This is a genomic window from Arthrobacter sp. HY1533 (assembly GCF_027568515.1).
In the GTDB taxonomy this organism is placed as follows: domain Bacteria; phylum Actinomycetota; class Actinomycetes; order Actinomycetales; family Micrococcaceae; genus Specibacter.
In genome coordinates, this window is sequence record NZ_JANKZF010000013.1 from 131,139 (window position 1) to 157,152 (window position 26,014).

General features: G+C 64.3%; 20 protein-coding genes. 12 read left to right on the plus strand and 8 right to left on the minus strand.

Features of this window, described 5'->3' with window-relative positions:
* Positions 1-12 precede the first annotated feature (12 nt).
* The 5 genes from PCK14_RS11600 to rhaI form a co-directional block, all read right to left on the minus strand.
* Positions 13-1,131, minus strand: coding sequence for a 3-deoxy-7-phosphoheptulonate synthase (locus tag PCK14_RS11600; RefSeq protein ID WP_269938644.1), 1,119 nt, complete (start codon positions 1,129-1,131; stop codon positions 13-15).
* A 199-nt stretch (positions 1,132-1,330) separates the two neighbouring features.
* Positions 1,331-2,341 carry an acetylxylan esterase gene (locus PCK14_RS11605; RefSeq protein WP_269938645.1) on the minus strand — a complete coding sequence of 337 codons (1,011 nt, stop codon included), beginning with the start codon at positions 2,339-2,341 and terminating at the stop codon, positions 1,331-1,333.
* A 227-nt stretch (positions 2,342-2,568) separates the two neighbouring features.
* On the minus strand, positions 2,569-4,029 hold the full coding sequence (locus tag PCK14_RS11610; RefSeq protein ID WP_269938646.1) for a rhamnulokinase: 1,461 nt from the start codon (positions 4,027-4,029) through the stop codon (positions 2,569-2,571).
* Positions 4,026-6,161 carry a bifunctional aldolase/short-chain dehydrogenase gene (locus PCK14_RS11615; RefSeq protein ID WP_269938647.1) on the minus strand — a complete coding sequence of 712 codons (2,136 nt, stop codon included), beginning with the start codon at positions 6,159-6,161 and terminating at the stop codon, positions 4,026-4,028. Before PCK14_RS11615 ends, PCK14_RS11610 begins: the two co-directional genes overlap by 4 nt.
* Positions 6,162-6,164: 3 nt before the next feature.
* Positions 6,165-7,331, minus strand: a complete 1,167-nt coding sequence (gene rhaI / locus PCK14_RS11620; protein ID WP_269938648.1) for an L-rhamnose isomerase — start codon at positions 7,329-7,331, stop codon at positions 6,165-6,167.
* 312 nt (positions 7,332-7,643) lie between these two features.
* Here rhaI and PCK14_RS11625 point away from each other — a divergent pair, with 312 nt between their 5' ends.
* From PCK14_RS11625 to PCK14_RS11655, 7 genes are all read left to right on the plus strand, one after another.
* Entirely contained in the window at positions 7,644-9,188 is a 1,545-nt protein-coding gene (locus PCK14_RS11625; RefSeq protein WP_269938649.1) for an ABC transporter substrate-binding protein, read from the plus strand.
* Positions 9,189-9,305: 117 nt separating this feature from the next.
* Positions 9,306-10,247: an ABC transporter permease gene (locus tag PCK14_RS11630; RefSeq protein ID WP_269938650.1), complete on the plus strand. Its 942-nt coding sequence runs from the start codon at positions 9,306-9,308 to the stop codon at positions 10,245-10,247.
* Positions 10,244-12,073, plus strand: a complete 1,830-nt coding sequence (locus tag PCK14_RS11635) for a dipeptide/oligopeptide/nickel ABC transporter permease/ATP-binding protein (protein ID WP_269938651.1) — start codon at positions 10,244-10,246, stop codon at positions 12,071-12,073. Before PCK14_RS11630 ends, PCK14_RS11635 begins: the two co-directional genes overlap by 4 nt.
* A gap of 3 nt (positions 12,074-12,076) precedes the next feature.
* Positions 12,077-12,961 carry an ABC transporter ATP-binding protein gene (locus tag PCK14_RS11640; protein WP_269938652.1) on the plus strand — a complete coding sequence of 295 codons (885 nt, stop codon included), beginning with the start codon at positions 12,077-12,079 and terminating at the stop codon, positions 12,959-12,961.
* Positions 12,962-13,005: 44 nt separating this feature from the next.
* Positions 13,006-15,330 (plus strand): alpha-L-rhamnosidase, encoded by a 2,325-nt coding sequence (locus PCK14_RS11645; protein ID WP_269938699.1) that lies wholly within the window; start codon positions 13,006-13,008, stop codon positions 15,328-15,330.
* A complete protein-coding gene (locus PCK14_RS11650; protein WP_269938653.1) occupies positions 15,327-17,093 on the plus strand; it encodes a glycoside hydrolase family 3 protein in 1,767 nt (588 codons plus the stop codon). The genes PCK14_RS11645 and PCK14_RS11650 overlap by 4 nt, the downstream gene beginning before the upstream one ends.
* Positions 17,094-17,261: 168 nt before the next feature.
* Positions 17,262-18,308 (plus strand): LacI family DNA-binding transcriptional regulator, encoded by a 1,047-nt coding sequence (locus PCK14_RS11655; protein WP_269938654.1) that lies wholly within the window; start codon positions 17,262-17,264, stop codon positions 18,306-18,308.
* Positions 18,309-18,406: 98 nt separating this feature from the next.
* Here PCK14_RS11655 and gdhA read toward each other — a convergent pair whose 3' ends face one another.
* From gdhA to PCK14_RS11670, 3 genes are all read right to left on the minus strand, one after another.
* Positions 18,407-19,747: an NADP-specific glutamate dehydrogenase gene (gdhA, locus tag PCK14_RS11660; RefSeq protein ID WP_269938655.1), complete on the minus strand. Its 1,341-nt coding sequence runs from the start codon at positions 19,745-19,747 to the stop codon at positions 18,407-18,409.
* Between the two features lie 161 nt (positions 19,748-19,908).
* The gene (locus PCK14_RS11665; RefSeq protein ID WP_269938656.1) at positions 19,909-20,715 is read right to left on the minus strand and encodes an ArsR/SmtB family transcription factor; all 807 of its coding nucleotides are present in this window, start codon (positions 20,713-20,715) and stop codon (positions 19,909-19,911) included.
* 61 nt (positions 20,716-20,776) lie between these two features.
* Positions 20,777-21,925 carry an acetoin utilization protein AcuC gene (locus PCK14_RS11670; RefSeq protein ID WP_269938657.1) on the minus strand — a complete coding sequence of 383 codons (1,149 nt, stop codon included), beginning with the start codon at positions 21,923-21,925 and terminating at the stop codon, positions 20,777-20,779.
* Between the two features lie 175 nt (positions 21,926-22,100).
* Between PCK14_RS11670 and PCK14_RS11675 the strand changes: the two genes are divergently transcribed.
* From PCK14_RS11675 to PCK14_RS11695, 5 genes are all read left to right on the plus strand, one after another.
* On the plus strand, positions 22,101-23,477 hold the full coding sequence (locus tag PCK14_RS11675; RefSeq protein ID WP_269938700.1) for a TrkH family potassium uptake protein: 1,377 nt from the start codon (positions 22,101-22,103) through the stop codon (positions 23,475-23,477).
* Between the two features lie 40 nt (positions 23,478-23,517).
* The gene (locus PCK14_RS11680) at positions 23,518-24,156 is read left to right on the plus strand and encodes a potassium channel family protein (protein WP_442864709.1); all 639 of its coding nucleotides are present in this window, start codon (positions 23,518-23,520) and stop codon (positions 24,154-24,156) included.
* A gap of 63 nt (positions 24,157-24,219) precedes the next feature.
* Complete coding sequence (locus PCK14_RS11685) at positions 24,220-24,711, plus strand: methylated-DNA--[protein]-cysteine S-methyltransferase (RefSeq protein ID WP_269938659.1); 492 nt, start codon at positions 24,220-24,222, stop codon at positions 24,709-24,711.
* Positions 24,684-25,265 carry an RNA polymerase sigma factor gene (locus tag PCK14_RS11690; protein WP_269938660.1) on the plus strand — a complete coding sequence of 194 codons (582 nt, stop codon included), beginning with the start codon at positions 24,684-24,686 and terminating at the stop codon, positions 25,263-25,265. The genes PCK14_RS11685 and PCK14_RS11690 overlap by 28 nt, the downstream gene beginning before the upstream one ends.
* Positions 25,265-25,879: a methylated-DNA--[protein]-cysteine S-methyltransferase gene (locus PCK14_RS11695; protein ID WP_442864710.1), complete on the plus strand. Its 615-nt coding sequence runs from the start codon at positions 25,265-25,267 to the stop codon at positions 25,877-25,879. Before PCK14_RS11690 ends, PCK14_RS11695 begins: the two co-directional genes overlap by 1 nt.
* Positions 25,880-26,014 lie beyond the last annotated feature (135 nt).

Consider the following 26,014-nt stretch of genomic DNA (forward strand, 5'->3'; position numbering starts at 1 on the left):
CCGCTCGGCCGGCTAGGCTGCGGCGCCGCGGCGGGTGCGCGAGGCGCCGGCCAGCTGGGCCAGCACGTCCGCTGTGACATCCCAGTCCATGCAGGCGTCGGTGACGGACTGGCCGTAGACCAGGCTGGCCGTGCCGGCGGCGACTTCCTCGACGTTCAGGCTTTGGGCCCCGCCAACCAGGAAGCTTTCCAGCATGATGCCGGCGATGGTGTGTGCGGAATCGTCGCCGGTCTCCAACTGGGCGGCAATTTCCAGGGCCACCTCGGCCTGGCGGTGGTGGCTCTTGCCGGAGTTGGCGTGGCTGGCATCGACGATCAGGCGCGGGTTGACCCCTGCCGCGGCAGCCTTCGCAGAGGCATCCGCAACGTCGGCGGCCTTGTAGTTGGGGCCCTTGCGTCCGCCGCGCAGGATCACGTGAGTGTCCTGGTTGCCGGCCGTGCTGACCAGCGAGGCGCGGCCGCTGCCGTCGATCCCGAGGAAAGACTGCGCTGCACTGGCTGCGTTGCAGGCGTCGAGGGAAACCTGCAGGTCGCCGTCGGTGCCGTTCTTGAAGCCGACCGGCATGGACAGGCCCGAGGTGAGCTGGCGGTGGATCTGGCTCTCGGTGGTGCGGGCCCCGATGGCGCCCCAGGAGATGAGGTCGGCCGTGTACTGGGGGCTGATGGGTTCCAGGAACTCCGTGCCCGTGGGCAGCCCCAGCTTGGCCACCTCGAGCAGGAAGTCCCGTGCCATGCCCAGCCCTGTGGCGACGTCGTGGCTGCCGTCCAGGGCGGGATCGTTGATGAGGCCCTTCCAGCCCACTGTGGTGCGCGGCTTTTCGAAGTAGGCGCGCATCACGATCAGCAGGTCTTCCTCGTGCTCCTTGGCCGTGGCGGCCAGGCGGCGGGCGTATTCCAGGCCGGCCTTCGGGTCGTGGATGGAGCACGGGCCCACCACCACCAGGAGGCGGTCGTCCACGCCGTCCATGATGGCCCGGACCTGGTCGCGGCCGCGTTCGACGACGTTGCCCGTGTGCGCATCCAGCGGCAGCTTCTCTGCCAGTTGGGCCGGCGACGGCAGTTCGGTGAAGTGGCTGACGCGCAGGTTTGCGGTGGCGGGCTGGCCGGTTGTTTCTGCTGCTGTGATGCTCATGGGAAGAATTCCTAGGTTGGGCTGTCAGCGAGCCCCTTTTCAGATGCCCGCCGGAAATGGCGAAGGACAGAGAAAAGTTTTCTCTGTCCTGTTGGCTCTGAAGGAAGTTGGATGCGTGTCAGTTAGACGCGGGCCCCTCCAGAGCCAACGAAAAATACGCATACCAACGGTTTGTCATGCCCACACCATACGCCGGAAATTATCCCGCCAGCAAATCGGCCACGTAACGCAGCTGCGCAAGCCACTGGTGTTCCTGCCCGCCTTCGTGGTTGTTGAAGCGGTAGTAGACCATGTCCTTTGCGGGCTTTTGGGGCGTTTGAGTGCCGTAGCCGTTGAAGGATCCGTAGACGGTGGATGCGGGGCAGACATCGTCCTGGCCGGCCGCGGAGTACAGCGCCGGGGCGGTGCAGCGGCGGGCCAGGTGGACGCCGTCAAAGTAGTTCAATACCTCGAGGCAGTCCGCGTAAGAGGCGCGGTGGCGCTTGAGGAACGCGGCAATTTCCGGGTACGGCCCGCGGACGGCCAGGTCGATGGAGCGCGGGAAGTCCTGCAGGAACGGGACGTCGGGCATGGTGGCGATAACGCCGTCGAGCCGGCCAGCTGCCAGGCCCGCGGCGGCAATGGCCAGCCCGCCGCCCTGGCTGATGCCGGTCAGGATCACCCTGGCCGCGTCGACGTCCGGGTGTGACTGCGCCGCTTCGATGGCACGGAAGGCGTCCACGTAGGTGCGGCGGTAGTAGTAGCTGTCGCGGCTGGCGATGCCGCGGGTCATGAGGCCCGGGTGGGCCACGTCGCCGGCGGAAACGTGGGGGTCGGGAGTGTCGCCGAGCAGCCCGCCGTAGCCCTGGCCGCGGGTGTCCATGATGAAGTGCGCGTAGCCGGCCTGCGCCCAGGCGGTGTCCTGCTGGACCATGCCACGGCCGCCGGAGTAGCCAATGTACTGGACCACGACGGGCAGTTTCTCGCCGGGGGTGCGGTTGGCCGGCAGGTGCAGCCAGCCCAAGACCCGGTCCCCGCCAAAGCCTGCAAAGCTCACGTCAAAGCTGTCAATGACAGTCAGCAGGTTGTCCACGGCGGTGAAGCTTGCGTCCAGCGGCAACCCGCGGGCCTCGGAGATCGTGGCATCCCAGAAGGCGTCAAAGTCGGCAGGCTCAACGGCCGCGGACTGGTATGCCTGAAGTTTTTCGAGGGGCAGGTCGAATTGGGGCATGGTGCAGCTTCCGTTTCAGTCGGGCCCGGCTCCGGCGCCGGACAAACACTTACCTAGACATCCTACGTCCCAGCTCTTGTTTTGTGGCTGAAATGAGCGCGGAATTTCCCGCAGCTGCCCCCGGCCATGGCCGCACCTTTCGCGCCTGGCCGCACCTTTCCCGCTCATAGGCGGTCAGGACCCCACGTGTGAGCGGGAAAGGTGCGGTTGTGCGGCCAGGAGGCCGGTCAACCGGAGAGTTCCCCGACGGCGAGCGGCTCGTAGTGGATGCCCGGATGGCTGGCCGCAACAAGGCCGCGCAGTCCCGCCAGCGTTTCGGGGGCCACTCCAGCCGCGCGGGCCTGGATGAGGACATTGCCCAGGGCAGTGGCTTCCACGGGCCCGGCGATGACGGGCAGGCCCGTGGCGTTGGCCGTGAGTTGGCATAGCAGCTCGTTTTGAGATCCGCCGCCCACAATGTGGACAACCTCCACGGGCTGCCCCGACAGCTGAACGGCGTCCCGGACGGTTGTTGCGTAGGCTGCGGCAAGACTGTCCAGGATGCACCGCACGACGGCGGCGGGCCGGGTTTCCAACGTCCCTCCCCTGGCGTGCACCGCGGCGTTGATGCGCCCGGGCATGCCGCCCGGGGCGATGAACTCTTGCGAATCCACGTCGATGAGCGGGCCGCCGGCGGGCTCCGCCGCCGCCCGCGCCAACAGCTCAAGGAGGCCGGGCGCCGATGCCGGGGACCCGGCGTCGGCCGCCTCCTGCGCCCATTCGCGCATGGACTCGCTGAGCAGCCACAAGCCACCAACATTGCGCAGGTAGCGGATGGTTCCATCCACCCCGCGTTCGTTGGTGAAGTTCGCCAGCCGGCTCGCTTCGGAGAGCACGGGTGAATCGAGTTCCACCCCTACCAGCGACCACGTTCCGGATGAGATGTAGGCGAAATTCCTGCCGTTGGCGGGAACGGCTGCCACGGCTGAGGCGGTGTCATGGCTGCCCACGGCCACCACGGCCGTTGTTGCCGGCAGCCCCGTGCGTGCGGCAATGTCCGCACGGAGGGTGCCGATGGTCTCCCCTGGCTGGATCAACGGCGGGAACAAGTCCGCGGGCAGCTCCAGGGCGGCGAGGAACTCCGTGGCCCATTCCCCCGCCACGGCGTCAAAGAGCCCCGTGGCGGAGGCGTTGGTGGCCTCGCTGCGCCGGACACCTGTCAGCGTGAAGGCGATGAGGTCAGGGATCAGCAACGCCTGCCTACCAGCCAGGTCCTGTTCGGAGGCCAGCTGGTAGATGGTGTTGAAGGGCAGGTGCTGCAGGCCGGTGGTTTCATAGAGCCGTTCCGGGCTGATGCACGCATGAACACCGGCGACGTGCCTGGCGCCGCGCCCGTCGCGGTAGCTGAACGGAGGCCCTGCCAGTGCGCCGCGGGCATCGACGAGCCCGTAGTCCACGGCCCAGGTGTCGATCCCAATGCTGGCGATCCTCCCACCCACGGCGGCGGCATGGTCCGCGGCCGCCGCAAGCCCCTCCAGGACCTGGGCCATGAGCCCGGCCAGGTCCCAGTGCAACCTTCCCGCAACCTCAATGACGCCGTTGGGGAAGCGGTGCACCACCTCCAGCTGCACCGCGCCGCCGCCGATGCTGCCGACAATGACGCGGCCGGAGGACGCCCCAATGTCGACGGCGGCGAACAACGCGATCATCGCAGGAAGGCTGCTGCCACGCCGGCGTCGACCGGGATGTGCAGGCCCGTGGTGTGGGAGAGCTCGGCACTGGTGAGCACGGCGGCCGCGTTGGCCACATTCTCCGGCAGAACCTCGCGCTTGAGCAGTGTCCGCTGGGCGTAGTATTCACCCAGTTTCTCCTCATCCACGCCATAGACGGCTGCGCGTTTGGCGCCCCAGCCGCCGGCAAAAATTCCGGAGCCGCGGACCACACCGTCGGGGTTGATGCCGTTGACGCGGATCCCGTATTCGCCCAGTTCGGCCGCGAGCAGGCGCACCTGGTGGGCCTGGTCGGCCTTGGTAGCGGAGTAGGCGATGTTGTTGGGTCCGGCAAACACGGAGTTTTTTGAGGAAATGTAGATGATGTCCCCACCCATGTCCTGCTCGATCAAGACCTTCGCAGCGGCCTTGGAGACCAGGAAGGAGCCCTTGGACATGACGTTGTGCTGCAGGTCCCAGTCCATTTCAGTGGTTTCCAGCAACGGCTTGGAGATGGACAGCCCGGCGTTGTTGACCACCAGGTCCAGCCCGCCGAACGCCAGCACCGCGGCGTCCACTGCCTGCTGCACGGCGGCGTCGTCGGTGACATCGGCACGGATGCCAATGGCCACGTCGGGGCCTCCGAGCTCCAGGGCCACTGCCTGCGCCGCTTCAAGGTCCAGGTCCGCGATGACAACGCAGGCTCCTTCCGCGGCGAGGCGGGTGGCGATGGCTTTTCCAATGCCCGACGCCGAACCCGTCACCAAGGCGATGCGGCTCGCGTGGGACTTCGGCTTGGGCAGGCGTGCCAGCTTGGCCTCTTCCAGGGACCAGTACTCGATCCGGAACTTCTCCGATTCGTCAATGGGCGCATAGCGCGAAAGTGCCTCGGCACCGCGCATGACGTTGATGGCGTTGAGATAGAACTCCCCGGCAACCCGGGCCGTTTGCTTGTTGGCCCCAAAGGAAAACATGCCCACGCCCGGCACCAAAACAATGGCCGGATCCGCGCCGCGCATGGCCGGCCACTGGGTGGTTGCGCTGGCCGAATCCTCGGATTGGATCTCGACAGGCTCGATCACCGGACCTGCCGCGTTGCGCTGGTAGTAGGCGGCATAGTCCGCACGGTACTCGGCGTGAAGCTCCTTCAGCCGGGCCAGGGAATCCTCCACTGACGCATCCGCCGGCAAATCCAGGATGAGCGGCTTGACCTTGGTGCGCAGGAAATGGTCGGGGCAGCTGGTGCCCAAGGCACCCAGGCGCGGGTGCTCTGACGAGGCCAGGAACTCCAGCACCGCCACGTCGTCGCTGAAGTGCCCCACGGCCGCCTTGTCCGTGGACGCCAAGCCGCGAATGGTCGGCGCCAGGGCGGCAGCCTTCGCTTTTCGCTCAGCCTCGGGCAAGGCACCGTAGCCGGGCAACGCCCCACCGAACGGGTCCTTGCGGCCATTCGCATTGATGTACGCCTCGGCCGTCCCAATGATCCACAGGGAGTTGGCTTCGGCCTCACCGCTGGTGTTGCCCCAGGCTGTGATGCCATGTCCGCCCAAAATCACTCCCACGGCCTCCGGATTGGCGGCCTTGATGGCGGCAATGTCCAGGCCCAGCTGGAAGCCGGGACGGCGCCACGGCACCCACGCCACCTTGGGGCCAAAAATCTTCGCCGTCAGCTCCTCGCCGTCGGCCGCAGTGGCAATCGCAATGCCGGAATCCGGATGCAGGTGGTCAACGTGTGCGGCATCAACCAATCCGTGCATGGCCGTGTCGATCGACGGCGCAGCCCCGCCCTTGCCATGCAGGCAGTAGTCAAAGGCCGCGACCATTTCGTCCTCGCGGTCTTCCCCGGGGTACGTGTTGACCAGGGCGCGCAGGCGGTCAAGGCGCAGCACGGCCAAACCCGGCTCCGTCAGCGTGCCAAGATCCCCGCCGGAACCCTTGACCCACAAAAGCTCCACCGGCTCGCCCGTGACGGGGTCAGTCGTTGTGCCCTTGGCGGAGGTGTTGCCGCCGGCGTAGTTGGTGTTTCGCTTGTCGGCGCCCAGGCGGTTGGAACGGGCAATCAAGGCGGCCACAGTGTCGGCGCCCTGCTCCGCGGCGGCCGGCGCCGGCGTCGTACTTGTTGCGTTGGTCATTTCTTAGGCACCCCATCCGGCCTGGGTGCCGCCCACGCGCTCGTCGTTGATTTTCTTTTGGTAGCCGCTGGCGGCAAAAGCGGCCATCGGGTCTGCGGGCAGTCCGCGGGATTCACGCCAGTCAGCCAGGAGAGGGCGGACATCGGTGTAGAAGGCGTCGGAGAAGATGGCATTGGCACCCAGCACGTCACCTGCGTTCTGCGCCTCGGCAAGGGCAACCCGATCCACGAGCAGGGCGCGGGCTGTCATTTCCTGGACGTTGAGCACCGAGCGGATCTGGCCGGGAATCTTTTCCTCCAGGTTGTGGCACTGGTCCAGCATGAGGGCCACCTCGGAGTCGCCGCCCAGTCCGTCCCCACGAATCACTTCATACATGACACGGAACAGCTGGTACGGGTCAGCCGCACCCACAATGAGATCGTCGTCGGCATAGAAGCGGGAATTGAAGTCAAAGGAGCCAAGCTTGCCCAGGCGCAACAACTGCGCCACGATGAACTCGATGTTGGTGCCTGGGGCATGGTGGCCAGTGTCCAGGCAGACCTTCGCCTTCTCGCCCAAGGCCAAGGTATGCGCGTAGGACGTGCCCCAGTCCGGGACATCCGTGTGATAAAACGCCGGTTCAAAAAATTTGTATTCCAGCACCAAACGCTGGTCATCACCCAGGCGGGCATAGATCTGCTGCAGGGATTCAGCCAGCCGGTCCTGGCGGCCGCGCATGTCCCCCTGCCCGGGGTAGTTGGTGCCGTCGGCAAGCCAGATCTTCAGGTCCCGTGATCCCGTGGCATCCATGACATCGATGCATTCAAAGTGGTGGTCAATGGCCTTGCGCCGGACTGCCGCGTCCACATGGGTGAGGGAACCGAACTTGTAGTCGTCGTCCTGGAACGTGTTGGAATTGATGGTGCCCAGGCCGATTCCCAGGTCCGCGGCATAGGCACTGAGGGCGTCGTAGTCCTCGACCTTGTCCCACGGGATGTGCAGGGCAACGCTGGGGGCAAGACCCGTCAGCTTGTGGACTTGAGCCGCGTCAGCAATCTTTTCCTGCACGGTGCGGGGCGTGCCCGGCGTGCCGAACACCTTGAAACGCGTGCCGGAATTGCCGTATGCCCACGAAGGCACTTCAATGGCCAAGTCATCCAAGCGGCCCAATTCGGCCGTCAAATTAGTCATGTTTTTCGCTTCCATACGTTTGGCTGCTGCCGCTGATGGTGTCGGTTCAATCTCCGGCCACCCTTCTTGAATCGTTTCATTGGAAATGTAGCCCGGCCTTCGCGACCCTGTCAAGGTGTGGACAGGAAGCCAATGGGCCACCCTCCAAGGGCAGGCCTCCCATGTGAAATTTAGAGTTGACTTTGTGACAGGCATCATGTTTGCTTGATTTTGCAACGTTTCAAACATTTCCCCCTCCCGAACCCTCGGGGGCCCACAATTTGACCTTCTCCCGGACAATGAAGTCCCCCGGGAACAGCCATAGGAGAGAACATGACCGAGCTAAGCCGGCGCAATTTTAGTAAGACGATCCTCTTCACGGGGCTGAGCGCTGTGATGCTGTCGGCGGCCGCGTGCTCGCCCAAGGACGCCTCCGGGGGTGCCAATGGTGGCGCCAGCAACAAGACCCTGACACTGGCCGTGGATGCCGACTACATCGGCTTCGATCCCGCAAAGCAGCAAAGTGGCGGCACAGTTGTCCAGATCTGGCAAGCAGTCTGGGACACCCTGTTGAAGTACAACCCGGACGGCGAAATCGTTCCCAACTTGGCGGAATCGTTCGAGATGAATGATGACAACACTGTCCTCACCATGAAGCTGCGCGCCGGGGTCAAGTTCACGGACGGCACCGCCGTCGACGCCGCTGCGGCCAAGGCGTCCATCGAGCACATGAAGACCGGAGGCGGTTCCGACGCCAGCCGCGTTGCCAAGTTGACCGTCGAGGCACCAGATGCCACAACATTGGTGCTGACTTCGCCCGAGCCAAACGGCCTGATGCCCACGTTCATGTGCCTGTCCACCGGCATCGTTGCCAGCACGGCGTCCTTGACTGCCGCCAACCGGGATCAAATGCCCGTCGGCTCCGGCCCGTACACACTGGATGCGGCGGCAACCACAACTGGCGCAACATACTCGTTCGTGCGAAACCCCAACTATTGGAACAAGGACGCATTCCCGTTTGAGAAGGTTGCCTTCAAGATCCTCCTGGACATCACAGCCCGTGTCAGTGCCCTGAAGTCTGGCCAGGTCAACGCCGCGCCGGCAACCTCGCAAACGTCGGCCGAGCTCAAGGGATCCGGACTAAACCTGGTGGAGAACAAGGTCAACTGGGCCGGTTTGTTCCTGGGCGACCGGAATGGCAAGACGATCCCCGCACTGGGCCAGGTGAAGGTTCGCCAGGCCATGAACATGGTCTTCGACCGGGCAGGGATCATCAAGGCCTTGTTCCAGGGGAACGGTTCAGTCACAAATCAAATCTTCAACGACAAAAGTGAGGCTTTCCTCCCGGACGCCATCAACCAATACCCGTTTGACGTTGAAAAGGCCAAGTCGCTCATGGCTGAGGCCGGCTTCGGTGACGGCTTCGACCTGACCATTCCTTCGCTCAACGGCTTGGACTACGCCAACCCGATCATCACCCAGCAGCTTGGCCTGCTCAACATCCGGGTGACAGAAAAGAAGCTGTCCGGGGGAACCGCAATCCTGGAAATTCTCAGTGGCAAGTACCCCGTTTTCTTCTTCACCCTGGAATCCCGAACGGCCCTGTGGGACATCGTCCAGGCCCTCGCCCCCGATGCAGTGTGGAACATCACCAAGGACCAGGACCCGGCACTCACCCCGCTGATCAACAAGGCCCAGACGCTCAAGGGCGCAGAAGCCAAGGCCAACGCCCAGGCCATCAACAAGTTCTTGATCGACAACGCATGGTTTTCACCGTGGGCCCTGCCGACAGCTTTCTACGCCACGGACAAGGCCACCGCCGCGAGCCCTGTTCTCGGCAGCGTGGTCCCGTACCTCTTCACGTTCACCGCCAAGTAGGCAGCAACGGCACGGGGTCATCCCGGCCCGAATACGGTTTGGCCCGGCCCTGCGGCCGGGCCAAATAATCAACAACTCCAGCTGCCCGGTAACACCCGGTGCGCCAAAGGAACACACATGCTGCAGTTTCTACTAAGAAAAATCCTCTCCGGCCTGGTGCTTACCATCGTCGTGACGGCGGTGACCTTCATGCTGATTTTCAACAACGGGACAGCCATTGCCCGCCAGGTTCTTGGGCAGAACGCCACCGCAGAACAGGTGGCGGCAAAGGTCCAACAGCTGGGGCTGGACCAACCGGTGCTGCTTCAGTACTTCAAGTGGCTGGGCAATCTCCTTCAGGGCGATCTCGGGGTCAGTTACTTCACCAATGAAGCAGTGACAAGCGTGCTCGCCACCCGCATACCGGTGACGCTGTCCCTTGTTCTCGTTTCGCTGTTCTTCACCATGCTGATCAGCGTCATCGTCGGTGTTGCCGCAGCCGTGCGTGGCGGATGGCTGGACAGCACCTTGCAGTTTGTCTCCGTGGCTGGTGCCGCGATCCCCAACTTCGTCATTGCGATCGGCCTTGTTTTCATGTTCGCACTGACCATCCCCCTGTTCCCGGCAACGGGATACGTGGCCTTTGACTATGACACTGCTGCTTGGGCGCGGTCCCTGGTTCTGCCCGTGCTTGCTGTCCTCATCGGGGCCGTGGCGAACTCCGCCCAGCAATTCCGCGGGGCCATGCTTGACGTTCTGGGCCAGGACTATATCCGCACCCTTCGCACGCGGGGCATCCCCGACCGTCACATCATCTTCCGCCATGCGCTGCGAAACGCCGCCAGCCCCGGCCTGACCATCCTGTCGCTTCAGACCATCGCGCTGATGGGAGGCGTCATCGTGATTGAGCAGGTCTTTGCGCTGCCCGGCATGGGCGTACTCATTGGCAGCGCCGCCCTTCAGGGGGACATACCGGCCGTCATGGGGGACGTCCTGTTCATCGTCATTGTCGTTGTAGTAGTGAACATCATCGTTGACCTTGTCAATGGCTGGGTCAACCCGAAAGCGCGGATCTCATGAGCGTCGAAAATCTCACCACACCCGCGGCCGCGGTGGCTGCCGAGGAAGCTTCAACCGACAAGAAGTCAGTGCTTCGCCTGATCCTGAAGACCCCTGTCGGATTGGCCAGCTCAATCGTTCTGCTCGCCATCGTCATTTTCGGTGCCTCGGCGCCCTGGCTCGCACCCTTTGATCCGGGTTTCACTGATCTTGCCCAGACCAATGCGCCCCCGTTCAGCGGCAGCTTCCCCCTGGGTGGCGACGCATCCGGCCGGGACATTCTCTCCCGACTGATGTTCGCCACGGGAAGCACCTTGATCGCCGCTTGTGTTGTACTGGTGGTCTCCCTGCTCCTTGGCGCATCCGCCGGGCTCGTCGCGGGATATTACGGCGGCTGGTTTGACTCAGTCGCCAGCTGGGTTGCCGATGTGATCCTGGCCTTGCCAGGATTCGCGCTGCTGATCGCCTTGTACGCCGTTATCGGCCCGAACATCCTTGTTGCCATGGCCGTTTTCGGCGTCTTGATTGCCCCCTCCTACTTCCGGCTGGTCCGTGCCCTGGTGGTGAATGTCCGCAACGAGCTTTACGTCGATGCTGCCAAAGTTTCGGGCTTGTCGGACTTTCGAATCATTTCCCGGCACGTGCTCCGGGCGGTGCGCGCACCGATCATCATTCAAAGCTCGTTTGTCCTTGGGGCTGGTATCGGCATTCAAGCCGGCCTGGAGTTCCTCGGGCTGGGCGATCCCACCAGGCCTTCGTGGGGCGGAATGCTGCGCGAAGCCTTCAACAACATCTACCTCGCCGGAATCAACGTCCTGTGGCCAGCCCTGCTGGTGACGGTGACCATCCTCGTCTTTGCGCTGTTGGGGAACTCGATTCGAGACGGATTGCATGCGGCCGGGTCCCGCAGCCACACCCTTAAGGCGCAGGCGCTCCACCAGATCCAAAGGGATTACACCTCTTCGACGCCGGCTCCGAGCCGGGACGCAGTCACCACGGCGGCACAGGGCGGTGGCGCAGATCCACACCTGTCCATCACCGATCTGGTGATCGGCTACCCAAGTTCCGCGACGACCATCACGGAGGTGGTCCGCGGGGTCAACCTTGACGTTCAGAGGGGCGAAATTCACGGACTGGTGGGCGAATCCGGATCCGGAAAGTCACAAACCGCTTTTTCTGTGCTGGGCATCCTTCCGAAACAGGCCCTGGTCCTGCGCGGCCAGGTCCTGTACCACGGGAAAAACCTGCTCACCGATCCGGGCCTGCAGAAGAGCCTGCTGGGGAAAAAGATTGGCTACATCCCGCAGGAACCCATGTCGAACCTTGACCCGACGTTCACCATCGGCAAGCAGCTGGTTTACGGACTCCGGGCGGTCAAGGACATCAGCCGTCAGCAGGCCAAGGCAGATCTGCTCAAGCTCCTGGCGCGGGTGGGCATCAACGATCCGGAGCGAACCTTTAATTCCTATCCACACCAGATTTCCGGGGGCATGGCGCAACGCGTACTCATTGCCGGCGCCATTGCAGGGGACCCGGAATTCATCATCGCCGACGAACCCACCACAGCCCTCGATGTGACTGTCCAGGCCGAGGTACTGGAGCTGTTGCGCGAGCTGCAGCGTGAACGGCAGATCGGCATGATCCTGGTAACCCACAACCTCGGCGTGGTCGCTGACATTTGCGATCGAGTCAGCGTCATGCAGCACGGCCGGATCGTGGAGTCCAACTCCGCGGCCGAACTGTTCGCCTCCCCACAGCACGAATACACGCGGATGCTTTTAGGTGCCACGCTCGACGGCTCCACATTGCGCGATCCCCTGACCTCTTCTCCAGCCCAAGGAGCCTGATCCATGTCATCATCACCTAGTTCCGCCATCCTTCAGATCAGGGATCTACACGTCAGTTTTCCCGTTCGCGGCTTCCGAAAGGAGCCAATTCGGGTCATCCGCGGTGTTTCCCTGGACATCGCCCCGGGAGAAACTGTCGGCTTGGTCGGAGAATCCGGATCGGGCAAAACCACAATAGGCCGCGCTGTCTTGGGGCTCGCACCTGTGACCTCGGGTTCGATCACCTTTCAGGGAAAGGATCTTGGCCAAATGTCGCCCAGGGAGCGGCGACGCTCCGCGAAGGACATTCAGGCCGTCTTCCAGGACCCTTACTCATCCTTGAATCCGGCCATGACGATCGAGGACATTTTGTCCGAGCCCCTGCAGGGGGTTGATCGGAGGCAGGGCCGCGAGAAAGTCCGCAGCCTCCTGGAGAGCGTGAACTTGCCAGGCAACGCGGGCCAGCGTTTGGCCAGGGAATTCTCTGGAGGTCAGCGCCAGCGCATCGCCATTGCCCGCGCGTTGGCCCTGTCCCCGAAACTCATCATCTGCGATGAACCCACCAGCGCCCTGGACCTGTCCACACAGGCCCGTGTCCTGGATTTGTTCCTTGAAATCCAGGAGCGCACAGGCGTGGCCTATCTTTTCATCACCCACGACCTGGCCGTGGTGCGGCGCATGAGCCACCGCATTGCAGTGCTTTTCCACGGCGCGGTCGCCGAGATTGGCACCGCCCGCCAGATCTCCGAGCAGCCCGAGCACCCCTACACCCAGCGCCTGCTGATGGCCGCCCCTGTCGCCAATCCGCTCGAACAGGAACGCCGGCGCGCCGAACGCCGTCGTCTCCTGGACCTTCAGGATCAACAGATCGAACAAGGCGGCGGCAACAAGGACATGTGGGTCGCATGACGAACAACCAGACCATCCTCGATACAAAGGAAAAATTGCCCACCATGAGCCAAACCCCGTGGACCGCCACCATGATCGCCTCCGACGATGACTTCGCAGGCGCCCCGCTCCTGCGCAAGGACTTCAGCCTGCCGAAGGGCCATGGCGACATCGTGTCGGCAAAGCTTCGTGCCACCGCATTGGGCATTTTCGAGGCGTTTATTAACGGCCAGCCAGTCACCGATGAGGTCTTGAGCCCGGGCTGGAGTTCCTACGAGTGGCGTCTGCGCTACGGCAGCTATGACGTCACGCCACTGCTGCAGGCGGAGAACACCTTGGGCGTGTCACTGGGCAATGGCTGGTACCGCGGTTTCCTCGGCTTCAACGGCGGCAGCCGCTTCTACGGGGAGGAATTGGGCTTCCTCGGCCAGCTGGACATCGAATTCGCCGATGGATTTGTCCACACGGTTGCCAGCGACTCCTCGTGGCGGGCCGGCCCGTCGGCGACCCTGGCCAACGATCTCTACAACGGGCAGACCATAGACGCCCGGTTGATCGACGACGACTGGGCCCGGCCTGGCTTTGCAGGTTCATCCTGGACAGGTACGCACGTTCTGGACTTTGATGTGAACCGCTTGGCAGATCCCGTTTCCCCTCCCGTCACCCGGCAGGAGGAACTCACGCCCGTCAACGTCTTCTCCTCCCCCACAGGCAAAACCCTGCTCGATTTCGGGCAGAACCTTGTGGGCTGGATCAAGCTCACCGTCCAGGGCCCAGCCGGCACCACCATCACCGTCAGGCACGCGGAGGTGCTCGAGGACAGTGAGCTGGGCACGCGCCTGCTGCGGACGGCCGAAGCCACCGACAGATTCATCCTGTCCGGCGGACGGGATGTTTTTGAACCGACCAAGACCTTCCACGGCTTCCGATACGCAGAAATCGATGGTTGGCCTGGCGAGCTGACCACCGACTCGGCCGCCGGCGCCGTTGACGCCGTTGTGGTCCACACCAAGCTGCAACGCACAGGCCATTTCGAGAGCTCCAACGAATTGGTCAATCAGCTGCACCGCAACGTGGTGTGGGGACTTCGCGGAAACTTCCTCGATGTTCCCACTGACTGCCCCCAGCGCAACGAGCGCCTTGGCTGGACTGGCGACATCGCCGTCTTCGCCCCGACCGCCGCCTTCCTCTTCGACGTGAAGGACTTCCTGCAGGACTGGCTGCTGGACCTGGCCGCTGAACAGAAGGCACAGAACGGGCTGGTTCCCTTCACAGTCCCTGACATTCTCAAGTACGACGTCCACCCGGAACATTTCCCTGCCCCGGAATCCACCGCATTGTGGAGCGAGGCCGCAGTCTGGGTACCGTGGGCGCTCTGGGAAGCCTATGGAGATCCCTCGGTCCTGAAACTACAGTTCGATTCCATGGCGGCGCACACCCGTCGCGTCGAAGGGCTGCTGTCGGAGAGCGGCCTGTGGGACACTGGCTTCCAATTCGGAGACTGGCTCGATCCCGATGCCCCGCCGGAAAACCCCATAGCCGCCAAGGCCGACAAGGGTGTGGTGGCCACCGCATGCATGTATCACACCGCGATCCTGACCGCCAAGGCTGCGGCCATCGTGGGGCGCCCTGCCGATGCCGAACACTTTCAGGCACTGGCCGACCGGGTCAAGCAGGCATTCAACACCCACTATGTGGACGGGGACGGGATCATCCACAGCGACAGCACCACTGTCTATGCTTTGGCCATCTCCTTTGACGTTCTGGACAGCCCCGAAAAGGTCGCCGCGGCAGGAACCCGGCTCTCCCAACTGGTTCGCGCCAACGGCTACCGTGTTTCCACGGGCTTCGCTGGAACTCCCTACATTACTGGCGCGTTGTCGGACACTGGCCACATCGAGGATGCCTACGGGCTCCTGCTGGAAGAGGAGTGCCCGTCCTGGCTCTACCCGGTGAAGATGGGGGCAACCACTGTCTGGGAGCGCTGGGATTCCATGCTGCCCGACGGCACCATCAATCCTGGCGAAATGACCAGCTTCAACCACTATGCGCTGGGCGCCGTCGCAGACTGGCTGCACAAGGTTGTGGGTGGGCTGAGCCCGCTGGAACCGGGCTACGCCAAAGTCCGTATTGCGCCGCGTCCCGGACCGGGCCTGACGTCAGCGAGTGTGTCGCTGCAGTCCCCGCACGGAGTTGTTGCTGTGGAATGGCACCTCGATGAAGACGGGAACCTCCAGGTCCAGGCGACAGTCCCCGACGGCGTCACGGCCGACGTTGATCTGCCCGGCTTGGACTCTGTCACAGTGGGATCCGGAACCCATGCCTTTACAGGTCCGGCTGCTGAGGCAGAGTTGCTCGAAGCCGCACCCAGCTCCAGGACAGAAGCGTGAAGGCAATCTATCTGAACCCGGACCGCCCGGTCCAGGAACGCGTGGCGGACCTGCTGGGCCGTATGACGCTGGCCGAAAAGGCCGGCCTGATGTTTCATTCCATCAGCATGGTTCAGCCCGGCGAGGAGTCCGCAGACCTCGTGGACCACGGGACGGAGGCGCTCATCACCCAAGGCTTCCTGAGCCATTTCAATGTGCACCAGCTGCCCTCAGCCCGGCTTGCTGCCCGCTGGCACAACCGCATGCAGGAGCTGGCGGCATCGACGCGGCTTGGCATTCCCGTCACAGTCTCCACCGATCCACGCCACGCCTCAGCGGAAAACATGGGCGCTTCCTTCGCGGCCGGCTTTTTCTCAGCCTGGCCCGAGGCCATTGGCTTTGCCGCCCTTGGCGACGAGGAGACAGTGCGCGGGTTCGCTGACATCGCCCGCCAGGAGTATCTGGCGGTTGGCATCCGTGCGGCCCTTCATCCCAGCATTGACCTGGCCACCGAGCCCCGGTGGGCGCGCCAGTACGGCGGCTTCGGGCAGGACGCGGAAACGTCCGCCCGCTTGGCCGTGGCCTATTTGGAAGGATTCCAGGGCAAGACCGTGGGCCCGTCGAGCGTTGCCTGCATGACCAAGCATTTCCCCGGCGGGGGGCCGCAGCGCGACGGCGAGGATCCGCACTTTCCCTATGGCCGCGAACAGGTGTATCCGGGCGAGAACTTCGACTATCACCTGTATCCTTTCCGTGCCACGCTGGCAGCCGGAACAAGCGCCGTCATGCCCTACTACGGGATGCCTGTCGGGCTCAAGAGACGCGGCGAGGCCGTTGAAGAGGTGGGGTTCGGCTTCAACCGTCAAATAATTACCGGGCTCCTCCGCAAGGAGCTCGGCTACGACGGGGTCGTCTGCACAGATTGGGGCCTCCTGAACGACAGCACGATCTATGGAAAATTCCTGCCTGCCCGCGCATGGGGTGTGGAACACCTCTCCATGGAAGACCGCATGATCAAGGTTGTTGACGCCGGATGCGACCAATTCGGCGGCGAAGAATGCCCGGAAGCATTGGTTCGGCTGGTGGCCGAGGGCAAAATCAGCGAAAGCCGGATCGACGAATCCGTCACTCGGCTGCTGCGGGTCAAGTTCGAGCTGGGACTGTTCGAGAACCCCTTCGTGGACGAGGACGCAGCCGTTTCCATCGCGGGGAATCCACTCTTCCAAGAGGCAGGACTGCAAGCACAAGCCCGCTCAGTGGTGGTGCTGAAGGCGCCCAGCCAAGACCTATTGCCCCTTGACCCGGACATGAGGGTGTTCGTTGAGAACATGGACGGCCAAAGCCTGGTTGGATCGGCCCAGCTGGTATCCGAACCCTCGGCGGCAGATCTGGCAATCGTCAGGCTCAACGCACCGTTCACCCCACGCGATGAACTCTTCCTTGAAGCAGCCTTCCACGCGGGCAGCCTGGACTTTGCCGACGATGTGATTTCCAGAATCACGGAGCTGGCCTCCCAGACGAAGGTCGTGCTGGTGGTGAACCTGGACCGGCCTGCGGTGCTGACTCCCATCGAACCGCTCTGCGAAGCCATCCTGGGCGTCTTTGGTGTCTCCGACGCGGCACTTGCCCGAGTACTGTCAGGACACACCCGGCCGGAGGGCACGCTGCCCTTCGAACTGCCCAGCAGCATGGACGCCGTCCTCGCCTCACGGACGGACGTCCCATCTGACACGGCCAATCCACTCTATGCCTATGGCCACTCCCAACCGCTCGGGAAAGGCTGATCCGGCGGGCAACGCACGGGCGGTCTCACCCGCTCGCGTAGCGTCACCTGTTGTGTCGTGGGGCCCGGACATGGCCGGCCCCACGGCCCAGCGGACATGTTTTCGCACGTTTCAAAGTATGGTGGGGTATTGAAGTCTTGCACTCCTACCCCTGGCGAGGAACGAACCATGGCTCAACAGCATTCTCCCGTCGCGGCCCGTGCCGTCAGCATCACCGAAGTGGCCCGGCGTGCCGGAGTCGCAGTGGGAACCGTCTCCAATGTCCTGAACCACCCGGAACGCGTGGCACCAGCCAAGCGGGAGATGGTCCTGAAGATTATTCGCGAGGTGGGCTTCGTTCGCAACGATGCTGCCCGTCAGTTGCGTGCCGGCCAGAGCAGGACGATCGGACAGATCGTCCTGGATGCCGGAAACCCCTTCTTCATGGACGTCGCCCGGGGCGCCGAGGACGAAGCCATGAAACGGGGCAACCTGGTGCTCCTGGGCAACAGCGGGCACGACGCCGCCAGGGAAGCCCGGCACATCGATTCCTTTGAGCAGCAACGGGTCTTGGGACTGCTCATTTCCCCTGTCGATGCGAACCTTGACCGGCTGGACGCCCTCCGGAACAGAGGTGTGGTTCCCATCTTGGTGGATCGGAAGGAGGACCCGGAAAAGTACAGCTCTGTTGCTGTCGACGACGTGGCCGGAGGCTATCTGGCGGCACGGCATCTGATCGATCAGGGCCGACGGCGTCTGGCGTATGTGAGCGGCCCCGTGGGCATCCACCAGGTCGCTGACCGACTGGCAGGTGCCCAGGCAGCCGTCGCGGAATTCCCCGGAGTGACACTTGAAGTGTTGGAGCGTGACGCGCTGACGGTAATTCAGGGCCGGGCGGCTGGCGAACACCTTGTCGAACGAGGACGCGCCCAGATGCCCGACGGCATATTCTGTGCAAATGACCTGCTGGCGCTCGGCGTTCTGCAGGCACTCACAATGCTTCGCACAATCCGGGTACCGGAAGACGTGGCCCTGGTCGGCTATGACGACATCGACTTCGCTTCATCCGCAGTAGTTCCCCTGACATCGGTGCGGCAGCCGACAGAACTCCTTGGCCGGACAGCCGTCGAACTGCTCTGCGAGGAAGTCGATACGCCTGGCGCGCACCGACAGGTGGTTTTCAAGCCGGAACTGGTAGTTCGTGGCAGCTCTGTAGCCCAGACACCAACACATTAAAAAACAAACCCGCAGAAAACGGCGAAAATACACGATTTTACAGTGATTCTCGCCGTTTTCTGCGGGTCAGTTTTTAGGCGGAGCCTAGATGGCTGAGCTTAGATCAAGCCCTGTGCCAGCATGGCGTCGGCAACCTTGACGAAGCCGGCGATGTTGGCGCCGACCACGTAGTTGCCGGGAGAGCCGTAGGTGTCCGCGGTCTCTGCGCAGCGGTCGTGGATGCCGACCATGATCTGCTGCAGGCGGGCCTCGGTGTGTTCGAACGTCCAGGCGTCGCGGCTGGCGTTCTGCTGCATTTCCAGTGCGGAGGTGGCCACGCCGCCGGCGTTGGCTGCCTTGCCCGGTCCGAACAGGATGCCGGCTTCCTGGAAGACGGCAACGGCGCCGCTGGTGGAAGGCATGTTGGCGCCTTCGGCGACGGCGACGAGGCCGTTCTTCACCATGCGGGTTGCCGCTTCGGTGTTGAGTTCGTTCTGCGTTGCACAGGGCAGGGCCACGGCAGCGTTGACGTCCCAGACGGAGCCGCCCTCGACGTAGCTGACGGCTGCGCCCCGGCGAACGGCGTATTCCTTCAGGCGTCCGCGTTCCTTTTCCTTGATCTGGCGCAGCAACGGCACGTCAATGCCGTTCTCGTCCACGATGTAGCCGGAGGAATCCGAGCAAGCAACAACCTTGGCGCCGAGCTGCTGGGCCTTGGCAATGGCGAAGGTGGCCACGTTGCCGGAACCGGAGACAACCACGCGCTGGCCGTCCAGCGAGGAGCCGCGGGTCTTGAGCATTTCCTGGGTGAACATGACGGTGCCGAAGCCGGTGGCTTCCGGACGCACCAGGGATCCGCCCCAACCAACACCCTTGCCGGTCAGAACACCCGACTCGTAGCGGTTGGTGATGCGCTTGTACTGGCCGAACAGGTAACCGATTTCGCGGCCGCCAACACCAATGTCGCCTGCGGGGACGTCGGTGTACTCGCCGATGTGGCGGTACAGCTCGGTCATGAAGGACTGGCAGAAGCGCATGACTTCGCCGTCGGACTTGCCGCGGGGGTCAAAGTCGGAACCGCCCTTGCCGCCGCCGATGGGCATGCCGGTCAGTGCGTTCTTGAAGATCTGCTCGAAGCCGAGGAACTTCACAATGCCCAGGTACACCGAGGGGTGGAAGCGCAGGCCGCCCTTGTACGGGCCGAGGGCCGAGTTGAACTCAACGCGGAAACCGCGGTTGATCTGGACGCGGCCGGAATCGTCCATCCACGGCACGCGGAAGATGATCTGGCGCTCTGGCTCGCACAGGCGCTGGAGCACGGCTGCGTCGACGAATTCTGGATGCTTATCCAGAACCGGGCCGAGGCTTTCAAATACTTCCAAAACCGCCTGGTGGAATTCTTTTTCCCCGGGGTTGCGGGCCAAAACTTGCTCCCGGATGGCTTCCAGCCTGGTATCCATGAGTCTCCTGAAAAGGGTGAGGCGCCGAAAGTTGGCGCATAAATATGCTCACCAACAATTTTCCAGTCACCGTGCCGCTTCAGCTAATTATTCTCACAAATCGAAACTATATGCATGATCGTTCCGAATCATCCCGAGCAGGCCCCCAAGGGGAGTGATTTTCAGTCCTTTTTGCGCCTCAGCTTGGGCAGTGCGGGCAGGTTGGCCAGCAAATCCACTGCCTTGTTCGCCGCGCGGCCCACGCTGCGGCTGATCTGTCCCTGCATGCCACCGTCGACGTCGTTCGACTGCACAATGGCTGGAGCCAGACGCGTGACAGTCCCGGTCGCCGTGCCGCCGGCGGAAGGCCCCACGGCAGCAGGCGCCACGGCAGCAGGGCGTGTGCCCGCGGCAGGGGCCGATGCTGCGGTTTGCACTGCTCCCACACGGGGCAGTGCCGGGGTTGCGGTGGCGGCTGCGGGGCGGGATGCCTGCGTGGGAACGCCGGCCGTGGCGGGCCTGCTGGCCTGTGCGGCAGCTCCGGGCACTGCTGCGACGGTTGTTGCGACGCCAACGTGGGCGGCACCGGCGCGCTCATGGCCGTTCGACTGTGCGGGCGCACTGCCCTTGCCCGCTTCGGCTGCCTTGGCTGCGGGACGCACGGCCTGCGCCGCGGGTGCCTGGGCCGCGGGCGCCGCTACTGCGGGGGCTACGGCGGCAGGGACTGCGGCTGCCCCGAGTGAGTCAAGCCATGCCGAAACCAGTTCAAGGGGTTCGGTGTTGATGCCGTAGAAGCGCTTTTGGCCCTGGGCCCGCATGGTCACCACGCCGGCTTCACGCAGCACGCGCAAATGCTTGGAAACTGTTGGCTGTGAAACCCCCAGTTCATCGACCAGCTGGCCCACAGCCTTGCTCTCCTGTGCCAGTGCTTCGAGGATGTCCCGTCGGGTGCTTTCGGCAATAACCGCAAAGACTTTTTCTGCAACCATCCCACTACCCTAGCGACATATGCCCGCCACGGCATCTTGAGGGCCGCGGCGCGCGGTCCTTTCAGTCAAACCACGGGTCGAGCCCGTACAGCGGGAACACCGACTTACGTGTGGCCATGACTGTCCGGTCCAGGGCATCGGAGGGGTTGTAGCCCACCTCCCAAGAGCGCCACCAGGTGTCGGCGTCCTCGCCCATGAGCAGCGGGGCCACCATTCCGTACTTCTCCGCCACGTAGCTGCGCCAGGTCTCCGGCACGGCGGTCCGCAGCGGAATCGGCCGCCCCGCCACAATCGCCATGAGGTGGCTCCAGACGCGTGGCACCACGCTGACAATGCTGTAGCCGCCACCGCCCATGGCTATCCAGCGCCCGCCGCAGACCTTGTCGGCCAGCGCCGCGATGCTCAGGGCCGCCTCCCGCTGCCCGTCCACTGAGGTGTTCAGGTGTGTCAGCTCGTCGCTGCGGTGTGAGTCGCAGCCGTGCTGGCTCACAATGACCTCGGGCCCAAACGCCTCCACAAGTTGCGGAACCACCGCGTGGAAGGCCCGCAGCCAGCCTGCATCAGAGGTCCCGGCGGGGAGGGCAACGTTGACCGCCGAACCCTGTGCCTGCGGGCCGCCAATGTCGTTGGAAAATCCCGTTCCGGGGAACAACGTCACGCCGGATTCGTGCAGCGAAATGGTCAGCACGCGGGGATCATTCCAGAACATGCTCTCGGTGCCGTCGCCGTGGTGCGCGTCAATGTCTATGTAGGCAACCTTGGAGGTACCCGAGTCCAGGAGCCGCTGCACGGCCATGGCGGCGTCGTTGTAGATGCAGAAGCCGGCCGCCCGCCCGGCGAAGGCGTGGTGCATCCCGCCGCCGAAGTTCACGGCCCGCGTCACGGCACCGCTGGCGACGGCGCTGGCGGCCACCAGCGATCCGCCGGCCAGGCGGGCGCTGGCCTCGTGCATCCCGGCAAAGGCGGGGTCGTCCTCGGTGCCGAGCCCACGGTCCGGATCGCTGCGTGTGGGGTCCTCCCCCACGCGGCGCACGGCGGCAATGTAGTCGCGGTCGTGCACGGCGGCCAGCTCGTCGTCGGAGGCCACATAGGCAGGCACAACGTCCACCTGGGGCAGGTCGAGGATTCCCAGCTCGCGCGCCAGCGTGGCCGTAAGGTCGAGGCGCTTTGGCGACATGGGGTGGTTGGGGCCAAAATTGTACGCAGACATGGCCGCATCGCAGACTATGCTGGTCGGGACGGCCGCTGGCCCTGAGCTGGCAATGGATGACATCCACCACAGGCTATCGAAGTCCGGCCACGATTGCCGTATCCGCGGCATGGCAGCACTTTACGGCAGGAGGGGCAGGACAGCGGTGGCTTCCAATTCAACACTTACCACCGGGATGCCCCGCTGGCCGCTGAGGGTGGTGGTGGGCGTCCGCGACTTCGTGGACCGCGTCGCCAACAGCTCCCCCGCACGCCTGGCCTTGATTGTCTTTGCGCTCGTCATCCTTGCCTTCACCTTGACGCTGTGCCTGCCTGTGGCCGCCCGCGACGGGCAGGCCACGGAATTTCATGACGCCTTGTTTACGGCCGTCTCGGCCGTGTGCGTGACGGGCCTGACCACAGTTTCCACGGCCCTGCACTGGTCCTTCTTTGGCCAGCTGGTCATCCTGATCGGCATTTTTGTGGGCGGCCTGGGCATCCTGACCCTTGCCTCCCTCATGTCCCTCATGGTGAGCAAGCGCCTGGGCGTGCGCGGCAAGCTCATCGCGCAGGAGGCCATGAACGCCGGGCGCTTGGGCGAGGTGGGCACGCTGCTGCGCATTGTCATCAGCACCTCCGTGGCCGTCGAAATCATCCTGGCCCTGGCGCTGGCACCGCGCTTCCTGATCCTGGGCGAGTCCCTCCCCCAATCGATCTGGCATGCCACCTTCTACTCCATCTCCGCCTTCAACAACGCCGGCTTCACGCCCCATTCCGACGGCGTGGTGCCCTACGAGGCCGATCTGTGGATCCTTACCCCGCTGATGATCGGCGGCTTCATCGGCAGCCTGGGCTTCCCCGTCATGATGGTCCTGCTTGCCACGGGCTTCCGCTTCAAGAAGTGGACGCTCCACGCCAAGCTCACCGTCCAGGTGTCCATCATGCTGCTCGTGGCCGGTGCATTGCTCTGGGGCGCCATGGAATGGACCAACCCCGCCACGATTGGCAACATGAGCACCGGGGACAAGGTCACACACTCCATTTTCGCCTCGATCATGACCCGGTCCCTGGGCTTCAACCTGGTGGACATGAACGCCATGAATTCCTCCACCATGCTGCTCACGGACGCGCTGATGTTTGTGGGCGGCGGCTCGGCCTCCACGGCAGGCGGCATCAAGGTCACCACGCTGGCCGTGATGTTCCTGGCCATCGTGGCCGAGGCCCGCGGCGACAACGACGTGAAGATCTACGGGCGCACCATTCCCCAGGGCACCATGCGCGTGGCCATCTCGGTCATCATGATGGGCGCAACGTTTGTCATGATCGCCACCGGCCTGCTCCTGGCGATCAGCGGCGAAAGCCTGGACAGGGTGCTCTTTGAAACCATCTCGGCGTTCGCCACCGTGGGACTGAGCACGGGGCTCAGCGCCGAGCTCCCGCCGTCGGGCGCCTATATCTTGAGCGCCCTGATGTTCTTTGGCCGCGTTGGTTCCATCACGCTTGCAGCTGCCCTGGCCCTGCGCCAGCGACGCCAGCTGTTCCACTACCCGGAAGAGAGGCCCATCATTGGCTGAGAAAACAGACTCCAACAACCGCCCGCCGCACAATGCCCCCGTGCTGGTCATCGGCCTGGGCCGCTTTGGCGCCGCCACCGCGCACCAGCTGGTCAAGCAGGGCCGCGAGGTGCTCGCGATTGAGCGCGACCCTGCCCTGGTGCAGAAGTGGGCCGGCGTGCTCACCCACGTGGTGGAGGCCGACGCCACCAACATTGACGCGCTGCGCCAGCTCGGGGCACAGGACTTCAGCTCCGCCGTCGTGGGTGTGGGAACGTCCATTGAATCCAGCGTGCTCATCACCGTGAACCTGGTGGATTTGGGGATCGACCACCTGTGGGTCAAGGCCATCACGCAGTCGCACGGCAAGATCCTCACCCGCATCGGCGCCAACCACGTCATCTACCCCGAGGCCGACGCCGGCGTCCGCGCCGCACACCTGGTGGGCGGGCGCATGCTGGACTTCATCGAGTTCGACGACGACTTCGCCATCGTGAAAATGTACCCGCCAAAGGAGACCCAGGGCTTCACGCTGGAGGAGTCCAAGGTGCGTTCCAAGTACGGCGTGACGGTGGTTGGCGTGAAGTCGCCGGGCGAGGACTTCACCTACGCCCAGCCGCACACCCGCGTCTCCAGCCGCGACATGCTCATTGTGTCCGGCTACGTCGACCTGCTGGAACGCTTCGCCGCGCGGCCCTGACCTCACGTTTTTGGGCCGCGCTGCGTCTACCGGGCAGGAGGTGTTTTTTTGATGATGCAACACATGGTTTTTGATTCCCCCTTGGGCCCGCTGACGGCGGTGGAGAACGACGCCGGGCTGGCGGCTGTGTACATGGCGGTGCACAAGCGCCGCCCGGCTTTGGAGACGTTCGGTGAACGGGTTTCCGGTTCGCCCGTCCTGGACGCCGCAGCGGAACAGCTGGGCGAGTACTTTGCCGGGCAGCGCAGGGAATTTTCTGTTCCGTTGGCGCCTGCCGGCAGCGAGTTCCAGCACCGGGTCTGGGCCGCCCTGCGGGAGATCCCCTTCGGGGAGCTGCGCACGTACGGTGAACTGGCGGCGATGCTGGGCGATCCGTCCATGGCCCAGGCCGTGGGTTCGGCGAACGGCCGCAACCCCATCAGCATCATCGTGCCCTGCCACCGGGTGGTGGGCGCCGACGGATCGCTCGTGGGCTACGCCGGCGGCCTGGACAGCAAACAGTTCCTGCTGGAGCTGGAGAACCCCGCATGGACGCACACCGAGGCACTGTTCTAGTGGACTCCACCGCCGCCGATGCCGTGCATCCGGCGCCGCCCGGGTCGGCGTTGCCTCCTTTTGAGACGCTCGTGTCGCGGCACGGGGCGGCCGTGTTGCGGGTATGCCGGGCTCTGGTTGGCGCGGTCGACGCGGACGACGTCTGGCAGGAAACCTTCCTTGCGGCCCTTAGGGTGTATCCGTCATCAGGAGATGTCCGGAACCGCGAGGCGTGGATCGTCACGATCGCCCGCAACAAGGCCGTGGACCACCACCGCCGCAACGCCCGTGTCCCGGAACCCGTGGACCGCATGGGTGACGAAGGGCCGGGAGACGGGGACGCCGTCGTGCGCTCCGTGGAGGCCGGCGAAACCGCCGGCACCGTGTGGGCGGCCCTGGCCCGGCTGCCGCGGACGCAGCGCGAGGCTGTGGTCTACCACCACCTGGCCGGGCTGCGCCATGCGGACGTGGCGGGGCTGCTGGGAAATTCGGAGGTGGCCGCACGCCGGGCCGCGGCCGACGGAATGAAGGCGCTGCGCGTGTTGCTGGCGCATGAGGACAAGGACTGGACATGATGCTGGAAAAGGAATTGCCGGCCGGGCTTGAGGGATTCGCCGCCGCCGAGGGTGCGGCACTTGAGCGCCTCGGTGCCGCGTTCCGGGAGGCCGCCACTGCGGACGGGCTCGTGGACGTGGCGTACCGGACGGTCGATTCCCCTGTGGGGGAACTGCTGCTGGCCGGGACGCCGGAGGGACTGCTGCGCGTGGCGTTCGCCAGCGAGGGCCTGGATGCCGTGTTGGAACAGCTGGCCACCTCCGTCAGCCCCCGCGTTCTGCGGGCACCGGGCCGGCTGGATGCGGCGGCCCGGGAGCTCGAAGAGTACTTTGCCGGGCGGCGGCGGGTATTTGACCTGCCGCTGGACTTCCGGCTTGCCAAGGGCTTCCGGCGCGAGGTGCTGGCGCACCTGCCGGAGATTGGCTACGGGCACACGGCGAGCTACGCGGCGGTGGCGGCCATGACGTCCAGCCCGCGGGCCGTGCGGGCCGTGGGGACGGCGTGTGCGCGCAATCCGCTGCCGCTGGTGGTGCCGTGCCACCGCGTGGTTCGCTCCGACGGCAGCCAGGGCGCCTACCTGGGCGGCACGGAGGCAAAGGCGCTGCTGCTGGCCATGGAGGCAGCAGCAGCCTAGCCCCACCCCGCCAGGACGCTCCCTCAGAACATGGGGTGTTTTCAGGGACGCTCCCTCACTTCTTTTCGGGAAATGAGGGAGCGTCCGGCAGAACACGCCGGAAAGTGAGGGAGCGTCCGGGAAAACACGCCGGAA